This is a genomic window from Caproiciproducens sp. CPB-2 (assembly GCF_036287215.1).
Taxonomy (GTDB): Bacteria; Bacillota; Clostridia; order Oscillospirales; family Acutalibacteraceae; genus Caproiciproducens.
Genome location: NZ_CP142860.1, coordinates 2358883 through 2372354 on the forward strand (window position 1 = coordinate 2358883; position 13472 = coordinate 2372354).

At 50.4% G+C, this 13472-nt stretch carries 8 protein-coding genes and 1 pseudogene; 1 reads left to right on the forward strand and 8 read right to left on the reverse strand.

Translation table 11 applies throughout. The features are described 5' to 3' along the window. Positions 1–106: 106 nt before the first annotated feature. The gene (locus VXK30_RS11770) at positions 107–1474 is read left to right on the forward strand and encodes a hypothetical protein (protein WP_275713814.1); all 1368 of its coding nucleotides are present in this window, start codon (positions 107–109) and stop codon (positions 1472–1474) included. A gap of 196 nt (positions 1475–1670) precedes the next feature. Here VXK30_RS11770 and VXK30_RS11775 read toward each other — a convergent pair whose 3' ends face one another. The 8 genes and pseudogenes from VXK30_RS11775 to VXK30_RS11810 form a co-directional block, all read right to left on the reverse strand. Next, positions 1671–2285, reverse strand: a complete 615-nt coding sequence (locus VXK30_RS11775; RefSeq protein WP_275713815.1) for a class I SAM-dependent methyltransferase — start codon at positions 2283–2285, stop codon at positions 1671–1673. A 3-nt stretch (positions 2286–2288) separates the two neighbouring features. Further along, positions 2289–2816: an ECF transporter S component gene (locus VXK30_RS11780; protein WP_275713816.1), complete on the reverse strand. Its 528-nt coding sequence runs from the start codon at positions 2814–2816 to the stop codon at positions 2289–2291. Positions 2817–3218: 402 nt separating this feature from the next. Continuing rightward, positions 3219–6206: a hypothetical protein gene (locus VXK30_RS11785; RefSeq protein WP_275713817.1), complete on the reverse strand. Its 2988-nt coding sequence runs from the start codon at positions 6204–6206 to the stop codon at positions 3219–3221. Between the two features lie 121 nt (positions 6207–6327). After that, the gene (locus VXK30_RS11790) at positions 6328–7374 is read right to left on the reverse strand and encodes an anti-sigma-I factor RsgI family protein (RefSeq protein ID WP_275713818.1); all 1047 of its coding nucleotides are present in this window, start codon (positions 7372–7374) and stop codon (positions 6328–6330) included. Beyond that, positions 7358–7858, reverse strand: coding sequence for an RNA polymerase sigma factor (locus VXK30_RS11795; RefSeq protein ID WP_275713819.1), 501 nt, complete (start codon positions 7856–7858; stop codon positions 7358–7360). Before VXK30_RS11795 ends, VXK30_RS11790 begins: the two co-directional genes overlap by 17 nt. A 583-nt stretch (positions 7859–8441) precedes the next feature. Then, the gene (locus tag VXK30_RS11800) at positions 8442–9623 is read right to left on the reverse strand and encodes a MalY/PatB family protein (RefSeq protein ID WP_275713820.1); all 1182 of its coding nucleotides are present in this window, start codon (positions 9621–9623) and stop codon (positions 8442–8444) included. A 459-nt stretch (positions 9624–10082) separates the two neighbouring features. Further along, positions 10083–10538: pseudogene (locus tag VXK30_RS11805) on the reverse strand (5-methyltetrahydropteroyltriglutamate--homocysteine methyltransferase); the annotation flags it as partial. Positions 10539–10874: 336 nt separating this feature from the next. After that, positions 10875–13403 carry a glycyl radical protein gene (locus VXK30_RS11810; RefSeq protein WP_275713821.1) on the reverse strand — a complete coding sequence of 843 codons (2529 nt, stop codon included), beginning with the start codon at positions 13401–13403 and terminating at the stop codon, positions 10875–10877. Positions 13404–13472: the final 69 nt, after the last annotated feature.

Genomic DNA, 13472 nt, shown 5'->3' on the forward strand with positions numbered 1-13472 from the left:
AAAACACGTTCCTCCCCCGCCTTCGGCGGGGGAGGAACGCAACCTTGTTGCAGAATCAACGGGAAATGCTGTAATAAAATCAAATTTTATGTAAAAGGAGAAAAATATGGAAATCAAGGTGGACGCAACCAGAGTCATGAGAGAGTGGCCGCACGTCGAAAAGTACCATAACACCACGTTAAGGTACACCCCGGATAAACGTTTTCCGGAGGCAATGGAGGCGTATATCGGACGGCCGGAGATCATTCGCCTGTTCGTTACATTGGATGAGGTATGGGACTATCGGGATAATACCTATCACTGGGATTATCTGATTGGGGAAAACCGCTATCAGGACGACCCGAATCATTATCACTACGACTGGCCTCTGACCGTCCCTTCCCCTCTTGGAGTTCATGCTGAAGAATATCTGACGTCTCACGCGGTCTGTGCGGACACGGTCCTTTTAAACATCCGCAGATATGAGCGGGAGGTGACCGACGGCCTTGTTTCGTTTGATCAATACGAGGAGGTATTTAAGAAAGTAGTCGAGCACTATAAAGCCCTGTGTCCGAATATCGTCTATATTGAGTGCTGTAACGAAGTTGAAATCCCAAATTTCGGCGAACTGACCATGCCGGAGTTTTATAATCTGTACAAGAGAGCCTATCAGGCGATTGAGGAACTGAATGCAGAACACTCCTATGAGATACCGCTGCTGGTCGGCGGTTTCGGGATGTCCGCGGGGATTACAAACTGGAAATACTGGGACGAATTTTTAGAGATCCTTGCAAAGGATAAGGACCGTAAAATCGACTTTTATTCCATGCATGAATATCATACCAATCCCGGAAGGATTCTTCAATTCTATGTCCGTCATGAAGCGAAGATCAAAGAACTGAACCTGCCCGATCTGCCGCTTCTGATGACGGAATATGGATTAAGAACCGGAGTGGGCGACGCGGGAAGACCGAATAACCTTCAAAATGCCAGCGGAGAGATCGCCGGAATGATTTTAGGCTCCTATTGCAAAAATCTCAAGATGTTCCCATGGTGCTCCTTCCACAATCCGAATCAGCAGCTTGGGCGCACGATGTTTGTCCTGAATGATCAGAATCAGTATGTTCCGACCCCGAGCGGACACGTGATGAAAATGCTCCATATGCTTGGAGACAGGGAACTTCTGATTGAAGGTTACGTCAATGACAACTGCGTAGCAACCTTGGATCGTCAGGGGGCTGTCCGGATTTTGACCGCCAATCCCGGAGCACAGATCAATGACTATGACCTGGAGATTTTCGGTCTGAAGGAAGGAACATATCAGCTGACTGAGTATTATGTTGACGAACAGCATAATAACTGGATCAGCGATCACTCGTTAACCGGCCTGTCCGTTACCGGGAGCAAAAGCGTCGTAGTGAAGGACCGGCTGAAAGAAAGCATACGGATGATGAACGATTCTTTCTGCCTCTTTACGATTGAGAAACAGCCCTGATCGTCCTTCGGTCCTGAAGATGAAATGCACCCTAAAGCCCGGCATATTTTGCCGTCTGACTTGAGGGTGCATTTTTATTGGCCGGGAGTTTTCGCAGTACAGTGAAACAGAGCCAAAGCACACACGCGATTGTGGTGCGCTTTGGCTCTGTTTTCGTGAAATATCCGATAAGTGCAGCCGGAAGTCCGTGCATGCCCTACTCCTTCGGATCTGATCTTTTTGTGCCGGAAATGAGGTAAATTTCCGGGGTGTCGATTAACATATCCACATGAAAATAACGGAGAAATGCTTCGGCTTCTTCTTTTGCAGGACGCAAAGGCCACGAAATCCGGCTCACTGTATCACCCGAATGACAATGATTGATGGAGCTTCTCCCCTCGCTGTGAGCAATGACGAATCTTCCGTCCAGCCTCAACATACCTGCCAGATGCTCCGCAAGCTTTGGTTTATCGGGAAAATGGGGATAAGCGCTGAATATCAGGGCTGTGTCAAAGCCGGTCTCATGTACGTCAAACAAGTCCGAGGCAAGCAGCCGCAAACGGGAATCAGCAAATTTGCTTCGCGCCCTGGATATCATCTCGTCCGACAAGTCGATACCCAAGACAGAAGCAGGGTTGCGTAAAAGGATTTCGGGGAACAATACGCCGGTCCCGCAGGCGATATCCACCACCCGCGACCCGGCCTTTATTCCCGACAAGGTGACGATCGACGCAATTTTTTCTTTGTTGAACGTACAATGAGTGTCCCAATTTTCTGCGCATCCGTCAAAGAACTGTTTTATTTCGTTTCGTTGATTTAAATATTCGCCCATCTTTTACGCTCTTTCCCTTTGTATCATTTTAGCCTTCTCCAAAGCCAGGATAAAAATCGGAATCAGAATCATTTGGATAATCATTCCCGGCAGTGCCACCACAAAGGAAGCTGAAAGGAATGCGGCAAAGCCGTAAGCCTTGCCTGCCATGTTCATAAACACAGCATTTGCCAGACCGGATACAATCCGTCCGCCAAGCATTGCGCAAATAAGCGCGGGGTAGACATTCCAGCGGAGCTTTTGATAAAAGAATCCGGTCAGTGCGCCGTAAGCGCAAAGCTCAAGCATCATGGCCGCAGCCGTCGGGAAAATGGGGGGCATTCCAGTCAGAACAGAAGAGAAAAGCGGTACAATGAATCCGCATACCGCTCCATACGGCCACCCGAAAATGAATCCGCAAAGTAAAACAGGAATATGCATCGGTAAAAAGGTCGGTCCGGCGCCGATCATATGGAAAAAGGTGGGAAGCAGAATTCCGAGCGCGATACAGAGCGCCGTTCCGGTCAGATTTACTGTCGTTGTTTTTTTCATGGTAGTCTCCTTAACAAGTTATCATTGGAGCAAACAAATCTTTACTATCCTCCTAAATAAAAACACCATGAAAAGAGCCGTTTCGTACGGCATCCCTTCATGGTTGTGTGCTAATAATATAAGTGAAGATTTTAAAAGCCTTCATGACTTTGTTAATGTTATTATTTTAATATAAAATATAGAAAAAGTCAATTACAGCATTTTCAGTTGATTCTGCGACAAGATTGTGTTCCTCCCCCTGCCTTCGGCGGGAGGAGGAACGTGTTTTATCTCACAAGCTGAAATGGAATTGCAATAAAATGCAATATGCATCAATTTAAAGAAGCATCGGCTCATGTTTACTCTGAACCGATGCCTCGCAATAAGACCGATTTTATTCTGATGAATACATCAGGGAAATCCTTATCCCACCGCGGCAACAAAAATTCTTGTACCGTTTACATAAATCCCGGCTGCCGAACCTGCCGCGCCGTTGGAGGTGATTTTGTAGAAATAATCATTCCCGGATTTGCCGGCATAAGCAAGGCTGAAGACAGGGGACCCGACGGTAACGGACGGAGCCGCTGCCGAGGTAACCCTGAAGGTATAGGAACCATGCACGGTCAAATCCATCGTCGTATCGCTCGTGAAAGAAGTCCCCTTTACGGTAGCTACAAAAATTCTCGTGCCGTTTACATAGATTCCGGCTGCCGAGCCTGCCGCACCGGCGGAGGTAATCTTATAGAAATAATCATTCCCGGATTTGGAAACATAGGAGAGCCGGAACGAGGGGGAGCCTACCGTAACGGTCGGAGCCGCCGCTGAGGTAATCCTAAAGGTGTAAGAACCATTCACGGATACATCCATTGTGGTATCGCTTGTGAAAGCAATCCCTTTTACCGTCGCGACAAAGATTTTATTCCCGTTCAGGTAGATCCCTGTCGCGGAGCCGACGGAGCCGACTGCGGAAAGCCTGTAGAGGTATTCATTGCCGTTCTGGGAAACCGGCGCCACTGTGAATACGCCGCTTGTACCGGCTGTAACGGAAGGTGTTGCCGAAGCGGTCACTTTCATAACATAGCCGGAACCCTTCTTGACCGAGAGGGCGGCGTTTGTGTCGGAAACCGCGGTCGGAGTGGCAACGGCGGTAATATCGCATCTGGCCGTACCATAGTCATCCATCTCATAGCCGTCCTCGTCATACAGGACTGCGGTCAGAGTCGTTTTGTTTTCCGACGCGAAAACCGGGTCGATGCTGTTTACCGTTACGGTTGCGGAAGCGCCGGAGGAAGTGAGTTCAAAGACGTCGCTGCTGCCCCCGTCAAGCTCCCAGACCACTCTGGCCCCGGCGGGAAGGGAGGTTCCGGCCGGATAGGCCGCTGCGGTGAATGTCTCGGAATAGCCCTTGGCAATGCTGGAAGATTCCTTATTGATTGCAAGACCGGCAAAGGAAAGGGACGCAATTTTAAAAGTATCGATCGCCGTGCCCGTCGTTTTCTCGAGTGTGAATCCAAAGGTATTGAAATCATCCGCGTCGACGGTATCCGAAGCGGCTTTAAAGACGGTGGTGCCCGCCGCAAAGGTCTTGTCGGTCAGCTTCAGGGTGACATTATAGACACTGCCGGTAACATAAAGGTCTCCGGCAGCAATCCTCATGGTGCCGTCCCCTTCAATCGTATCCGCCGTGACCATCCCGTCAAACGTCAGGACGGTATCGGAATCCAGGGAAATGGTGTCAACCGTAACGGAGCCGCTGACGGTTGCGCTTGTGTCCTCATTCTGGGTATAGAGCATTCCGTTTTTCGCGTTGGAGGGAGCGGGGATTTTTCCGGTGAAGGCTTGTCTGTCGTCGCCGACATACACCGTTGTCTCGCGGAAATCGAGGTCGATGGCATTCACGTTGGTGTTGTCCCCGGACAATGTGATGGAACCGTCCGCGCCCGATTGAACGCCTGCACAGGTGATTTTGGATTCCTTAGAGAACATCAAGATATCCTGTGCGGTAATCTTACCCGTAACAACCGGGGTGTCCGAATCATTCGCGCTGACGGTAACCGTACCGTCGGCATGGATGGTTCCGGTTGTTCCCGCGTTTACGGTCACGTTGCTGTCCGAATCCAGAGTTTCCTCCGTAACGTCGATATTTCCAACTTTACCGCCGCTTACAAGAACTGCGTCTCCGTCGGTCGTGAACGGTGCCCCGCTCGTTTTGACGTCGCCGACGGTGCCGTCCGTAACCTCGACGGTGCCGCTTTTGATATCGACGGAACCGACTTTCCCGCCGCCGATCTGGAGATCCCCGACATAGCCGGAAATTTTCTTAACATTGGTGCTCTCCCCGACACTCACGCGTGTGGTGCCCTGCGGGAATACTACTTCGCTGTCTGTAACATTGCCTGTCCCGGGATTTGCGTCGCCGGTCAGCATTGTTTTTCCGTCCGTTCTCTTGATGGTAAAAACCTTGCTGCCGGGCAATAAGGTCGCCGCATCGGTTTTCTTTTCAATCTTTGTTTTCAGGGTGTAAGAGTCGCCGGAGCTGCTGGATGCCTTGTAGGTGGAACCGTCCGAAACCAGCTTCTTCACCGTGATGCTTACGTTCGAGGTATTGGCATCCTGTGTGTACAGGTGCGTTTCAGCAGACAAATTTCTTCCTGCGACAGCAACCGGGGACTGGGTGAATCCCGAAGTCGTATCTGCGACCGAAACATGTACGTCACTGCCCGTCATGCTGAAGCTGTAGGCGTTTTTATCCGTGATGCCGGCGGTTGCCGTGGTTAAGTCGGCAGCCTCGTAAACAGCCAGCGCGGAATCGGAGCTTGGTTTCGCTTTATAAATCCCTAAAGTTTTTGTATAATTGGCGGTTTGGGCAAAGGTTTCGAAATCAGAGAAACCGGTGCCGGGCTCTTTGGCTGCGAAGCCTGAGTCGTATTCGCCGAAGACGATCTGCTCCTTGTCATAGACATATACGGTAAGGTTGTTTCTTGCTTTCACCGTATAATCATTTCCGTCTTCGTCGGTGTAGCTGCCCTCATAAAGAACGGAAATCACTTCTTTACCGGAAACCGAGCTGCTCTTCAGCTTGAGAGTCGCCGCATCGGTGGAACTGTCCACCTTTAACGAAACAAGGCTGTCGCCGGAAACATGGGCGATGGCACTGATCTTCTCGTCGCTGACCGCCTGATGGTCCGCGGTTTCAAAGCGGAAATCGCTGCCGCTGTCCAGCAGAAAATCCGTAAGGTCTGCGGTATTTGCCGTACCGCCGTTGACAAGATAAATTGCGTCTTGATTGGTACCGCTGATTACGCCGGTCATTGACTTTGCAGCCGCCGTGGCAGCGACGGTTGCAAAGCTGCTGATAACCAGCGCGGATGAAAGTACGAGAGAAAGAACTTTGGCTGTCAATTTTTTCATTCTGCAAATCCTCCTGATCGAGTGCGAATTCAGTGGTGAAAGTGCGGTGGTGATTTTTCGGCATCAGGCTTTATGCCGCGTCCGTATTCCATGTGTCAGCCGATTTGTCGTATGGAATTCCTTATCGTTTCTGCTGACTTGAAGGGGAGGAAGAGGAACGGCGGCTGACTTTTGAGCCGTTTGAATTGCTGGAGCGGCTTTGTGCCTGAGAGGACGTTTCCCCTTTTCGGCTGGAAGCGGTGTCTTCTTTTTCCGGGTCATCGGATGAATCGGAGACATTGTCTTTGCCGGCTTCACCTGAGGAAACCGCGGAACTCTCATCAGCCTGTTGATTGTCGTCAACGGCTGTGCCGGATGAATTCGGTGTATCTTCGCCGGCCGTTTCATCGGGGGCGCTGCTGTTATCCGTCGGAGCAGAGTTGTCCTTTGTATCGTTCCCGTCCGTATCCGCCGGATTTTTCAGTTCGTCGATCCTTTTCATGATATCCGTCACTTTGGCACTCTTGTATTCGCTGACAGTGACGGAGGGATCGAGCGCCTGCAGCTTTCGTATCAAGCTCAGCTTGCCCGGAGTAATGGCCAGCTTTTTGGCTTCATCCCGCTTTTCCAAGGGAATGTGGTCCCTGCTGATTGTTGCGGTCTTCCCTTCTGATTTTATTGCCGTTTCTGCGCCCTGTGCCGCGGCGTCTTCCAGTTCGATCGCGTCCGAGGTATCGTCGGTTTCAGAGGTCACGGAAATTACCGTTGAGCCGTCCTGTGCGACAAAGCCTTTCTGCGCGGCCGACTTAACCAAAGTATGGACAGCGCTTTCGACATCCGCGTCCATGATGTTTTGCCCGTTCAGAATCACTGTGCCTTCGCTGTTATAAGCTGTTGCGGACACAATTCTTCCGAATCCATTGACGCCCAGCTCAACGCTGGGATTAATGTCAAGGCTTAAATAGGAAGCGGGAGTTTTATAGTAGGAAACTGCGGCAGCAGACATTGCACACACACAAACGACGGTACAGGCTGCTATCAGGGCTCTTTGCCTCATGGAGAGCCTGTGCCTGCTCTGTGTCGCAGCGGGTGCCGTGCTTAAACTGGCAATGAGGGATTCCTTTGTTTTTCTTTTCAGGTCTTCCCTGGCACGGATATGGTTCATAGCGGCCCTAAAAATAGTTTCCATCATCAAAACCTCTCAATTTGTTCTTTAAAATTGCTTTCGCTCTTCGCAGATGTGTGTGGATTGTATTTTGATTTTTTCCAAGAATCACTGCAATTTCAGGAACCGAATAGTCCTCGAAATAGAACAGATAAATTACATTTCTGTATTTCTGTGGAAGCGACAACACTTCACGCAACACACCTTCTTCGGATTTATCCTCTATGGGAATTTCTAAGTCGTCGATGGAACAAGTATTTTTACGGAAAAAGCTTTTGTGGAAATCCTTGCATTCATTTATGGTAACTCTGCAGAGCCATGCCTTTTCATGCGCGCCGTTTTCAAACGGTCTTTTATTTTGCAGCAGCTTTAAAAAGACATTTTGAAAGATGTCCTCCACATCCGCTTCATTCTTAAGATACATAAAGCATATTCTTCGAACCATATCGGAATATTTGTCGAGAGCTTCTGTTACAACATCGTTGGTACCGGACGATGTTTTTTCCATCTCTTTTCCTCCCTTCACCCATAGATACGATTGACGATGGCAAAAACTTTCAAAATTCGGTAAAGTTTATGTGGTTTGCATTCCAGTATATAGCACCCTAATACAACGGGACAGCCTTCAGTCCGAAACAGCCTGTCCTATTTAAAAAAGAGGAAGAAATGTCCAGCAACACATCTTCCCCAATTCGTATTCTAAATCTTTGGAGCGCAAGCCTGACAGACCGATTTCAATTTGCCAGTTCTGCAGTCTGAACGCGCAGCCTGCACGCTATCAGTAATCGGAGCGTTTTTCAATATTATTTTACCGTCAATTTCAACCCGGGGTCAACTCCAATATTTACCACCCTGCAAACTGTCTCTACACGTTCCTCCCCCGCCAAAGGCGGGGGAGGAACGCAAACTTGCTGCAGAATCAGCGGGAAATGCCGTAGCAATTTCAGCGGTGTTTACGCCCTGCACGATTGTGATGCGCTGATTTCAAAATCTCCGCTTCCTGAGTTAAGAGAAAGGCGGGTGGTTTTCCGATATAACAAAAGCACCTCCGAAGAGGTGCTGAATAGTGTTTTCCTTCCGACGCATGGGTGTCAGATTTCCTGCTGATTTACCGCCTGCTCCAACTGCAGCAGCGCTCTTTGCAGGGTCGCCCTCGGGCAGGCGATATTGACCCGTTCAAAGCCCTTTCCCTCCGGTCCGAAAATGGAACCTCTGTCCAGCCACAGCTTTGCCCGGTTCACAATCAGATCTTCAAGCTGCCTGTCATCCAGACCGAGCCTGCGGAAATCGAGCCACACCAGATAAGTCCCCTCCGGCTCGATCATTTCGATCTGCGGCAGTTTTTCAGACAAGAAATTTCTGGTAAACGTGAGATTTTCAGCAAGGTATTGTTTGAGCTCCTCAAGCCACGGCCTGCCGTTTTCATACGCCGCCTGGCAGGCGACAAGCCCCATTGTGTTTAGCTGGGAATAGCCGGCCCTGTTGATCTCAAGCTGAAATTTTTTTCTGATTTCCCCATTGGCGATCAAAATATTGGATACCTGCAGGCCCGCCAGGTTGAAGCTCTTGCTTGGCGCCGTGCAGGTGATGGTTCTCTTTAGGTATTCCGGTTTCAGATTTGCAAGAACAGAATGGCGGTGCCCCTCGAAAACAAAATCCGCATGGATTTCATCGGATACAATATAGACCCCGTGTTTTACACAAATATCGCCTAAGCGGATCAGCTCTTCCTTTGTCCACACGCGGCCGACCGGATTGTGGGGGTTGCAAAGAATAAAAATTTTCACCTTGTTCCGAACGATTTCCTCTTCAAAGTCCTCGAAATCGATCTGATATTTCCCGTCGCGATAAACGAGCGGGTTATTCACCAGCTTTCGGTCGTTGTCCAGAATCGACTGGGAAAACGGGTAATACACCGGGCGCTGGATTAACACAGAGTCCCCTTCTTTCGACAGGGCCCGAATGGCCATACAGATTGCGAAAACGACGCCCGGCGTTTTTACAAGCCAGTCGCTTTGAAGCTTCCAGCCGAAATATTGGGCATACCAGCTTTGCAGGGCAGTAAAATAGCCCGCTTTGCTTTCGGAGTAACCGAAAATTCCATGTCCGGCGGCTTTCTGTAAAGCTTCAATAATAAAAGGAGACGTTTTAAAATCCATGTCGGCTACCCAAAGGGGCAAAACGTCCTCCGGTTTTCCGCGTTCGGCGGCGAAATCATATTTGAGGGAATTCGTACCCTTTCTCTCTATTATCTGATCAAACTGACTGTTCATTTCCATTCCTCCTGTAAGAATTCCGGTTTTTCTGATTTTTTATGCTCCTACTCATACTGTATCATTTTTTCGTGTCTTTGGCGTCCGGAAGTAATGTCCAAGGCACTCCTTCAGCGTGTACTCCTGAATATTATAGCAAAAAACAAAGGGTTTAAAAACAGTATGCTAAAACGGTCCCTCTTTCCATTATAATCGGAATAAATATCATACTAATCATATATGTTATATAATACAGGAAATTATGAAAAAAGTCAATTCTGATTGTTACGGGAATCTTCAGATGATGTTTATGGAAACTTTTATCCCTCTCCTTCATATGAATGAAACCCCTGAAAAGGGCATTGCGAAAAATCCCCCTAACGCAGAATCAGAACTACGGCAGGAGGATTTTTGATATGGAATATCCTATACAGGTGATACTCTTTTGGGAAAGCATGCCGGTCCGATACGATTATGGAATCAGCACGATCCCCAGACTTCCGCGGCGATTTCCCTGATCCATCTGATTTTGGACCACTGTTCCTCCTCAGTGAGGATATTGCCTTCTTCGGTGGAGGCAAAGCCGCATTGCGGGCTCAGGCACAGGCGATCGAGAGGCACATAGGCAGCGGCTTCGTGAATGCGGGCGATAACAGCCGCCCTGTTTTCCAGCTTGGGGCATTTTAAAGTAACCAGGCCCAATACCACCAGCTTTTCCCCCGAGATTTTGGCCAGAGGAGCAAAGTCCCCGGAACGGCCGTCGTCAAATTCCAGATAATAGGCACCGACATTTTCGCCGCCGAACAGGATATCCGCTACCGGCGCGTAACCGCCGCTGGTAGCCCAGGTAGAGTGATAGTTTCCTCGGCACACGTGCGTATTAACCGTAAGATCGGCGGGTAAATCCGCGATGGCATCGTTATTCAGGCGCAGATAGAAAAAAGAAGGGCTTTCCGTTTGATGAAAAGTCCTTCTTTATCATTGCTGGTTCCTATGTTTTCTCACAGCCGGATTCCCGCTGCAGCTTTCGGCGGTCACGCCATATGAGGACTGCACTACCTTATTGATTAATTGCTGGTCCATTGCCTATCCTCCATTCCTATATAACAGGATGCCAAATACGAAATTTTCACAAGCAACAGAAGGGTATTCTGAAACACCTCTGTCATAGAAGGAGGCAGTGTGAAAGCGGGACGGTTTTCCTGCCGCGTTTTACGGCACAGAAGACACAAACGCTTTCACACTGCCTGTTAAAGGAATCAATAAAGGATGTCAGCGGAAGGTCTGCTCCGTACGGCTGATGATATCGTCCTGAACCTCTTTTGCCAGCACCACAAAGTGCGCGCTGTAGCCGGCGACACGCACCACCAGATCCCTGTAATCGTCGGGATTTTTCTGGGCGGCCAGCAGGGTCTCCCTGTCTACGACATTGAACTGGATGTGCTGGCCTTTATGGTCAAAATAGCTTCTGACAACGGAGGCGAAATTCTTCAGTCCCGTATCCCCCGCAATGGCGGAGGGCAGGAATTTCATATTGTAAAGGCTTCCGTTGGAAACGAGCGTATGGTCCAGCTTGGCAACGGAATTCGCCGCCGCCGTGGGTCCTTCGACATCTTTGCCCGGTCTGGGGGAACAGCCGTCCGCCAGGGGCTGCTTTGCGAGTCTGCCGTCCGGCATAGCGCCGACGTCCTTTCCGAACAGGACGTTGGCCGACACCGGATAAATCCCCGGCTGGAAGAGTCCGCCGCGCGGATTCCGGTACTTTTCAACCTCTTTGCAGTAGAGCAGCGCGCACTTGCGTGCGATCATATCGATCTCGTCAATGTCATTTCCATAACACGGCGTGCTGTCCATCAGCTTACGAATATACTCGTAATCCCCTTCGGGGGGAGCTTGAATCTCCGCCATTACCCGGTCTCTGAGAGAGGCCAGATCAATTCCGCAGTGGCATCCCACCAGCTTTGCAAGAGCCTGGTACATTCTTCTGTCAATTTCCTCCTCCGTCAAAGAGGAGGCAGACCGCACGCCGCCGTCGCCATAACCGAAGTTCGCGTCCATCGCTTCCTTCAGCCGGGCGAGCGTAATGTTTTTATCTTCAAAAACATTCTTCTGTATCGCATAAACGGAGTCGCCGCAGTCGGCAACGCCGAATGCCTGCGGACCGGTAAAGTTGTAAACGGCTCCGCCCTCCTGCAGCGATTTGCCTCTGGCGATACAATCATCCACCAAAGCGGAAAGAAACGGCAAAGGACATCTTTCCGTATGTGCGACATCCACGCAGTTGTCCGCCTCCGCCACATAATAGACAAAATACTCAATCTGTTTCTTAAACGCCGCGAACAGGTCGTCGGTGGATTTCCATTCGGTCGGGTCCCCGGTGACGGGCCCGAGCTGCTTTCCGCCGGCTTTTCCGTTGTTGAGGGTGATCTCCAGTATTTTGGCGACATTGACGAAAGCGGCGTCATGCCAGCCGTCCGTTTTATGGGGACACTGGGGCTCCACGCAGCCGATCAGGGCGTAATTGCGGGCATCCTCCAGAGAAACGCCCCTGTTTTCCAGTGCCGGAATGATGACCTCGTCATTATACATGGCCGGCACGCCGAGTCCGAGACGGGCAAGCTCGCACGCACGGTAGAGGAATTCGTCCGGAGTCCCCTGCCATACACGGATCGAGAAGGAAGGCTGCGGCATCTTCACGGCGGCGCAGGCATCCATACAGAGGTAGGACAGCTCGTTGGAAGCGTCCATCCCGCCGGGGGTCTGCCCGCCGACGCAAAGGTTCTGGAACCCGCCGTAACCGGCGAACGCCTGAGCGGAAACTTCGTCGCGGATTTTGCTGACGTCATTGAACTTGACCCACAGGCAGTGGATCAGCTCTTTCGCGAAGTCCTCGGTAACCGATTTATCCGCGGCGTAATACGGATACATATACTGGTCGAAGCGCCCGGGGGAAACGGAATGGCCGCTGGACTCGATCTGGATCATCGCCTGAACAAACCAGAACGACTGACAGGCCTCATAGAAATTGGTCGCGCCGTATTCCGGCACCCGCTCACAGTTGCGGGCGATCTGAAGAAGCTCCGTTTTCCTGACGGGGTCGGATTCGGCCGCAGCCAGCTCCTTTGCCTTCGCCGCGTACCGGTGGGCGAACGTGATCGCCGCGCAATAGGTAATGATCAGAGCATGGTAGAACTGTTGGGTTCTTACATAGTTGGGGTCCAGCTTATCCAGCTTTTCCATCGCATTGACCACTTCCGCAAGGATTCCCCGGAAGCCGATCTTCAGCACCTTGCCATAGTCGGCGTTCACATGGCCCACTCCGCCGAAGAAATAGTTTCCGACGGTAAAGACGCCCGACGCCATCGCGTCCTTTGCCTCCTGCGACATATAGGAGGCGGCCAGCTCGTTGACCGTCCTGCCCTTCCAATAGGTAAAAACGTCATGAAGCTCTTTTTTGGTCTGCCCGGAGATGATGAAAGGATCGGCCAGACGGTCGGTCATGGTATCGAATTCCTTTTCCACCCATTCACAGGAAAATTCGGGATAGATTCCCGCCGAACGCGGATTCTTCGTCATGGAACCAACGATCAGCTCGTCGTCACGGATCGTCACGGGCAGCTCGTTGAAAATTTTCTCCACTGCCTTTGCACGCCTCATGATGATAGGGAGTCCCTCTGTTTCCTTATAGGACTCGGTAATCAGAATAGCGCGCTCGGATTCCACACAGGGCTTGGCATGAATAATCATGTCCTTCAGACGCTCTACTCTGGCGGTCGGTTTGGAAAATCCTTTTTCTAACACGTTATTGACCTCCCTTACAAAATGAAACACTTCTTCTATACACAAGACTACTTACCATCTATCATTATA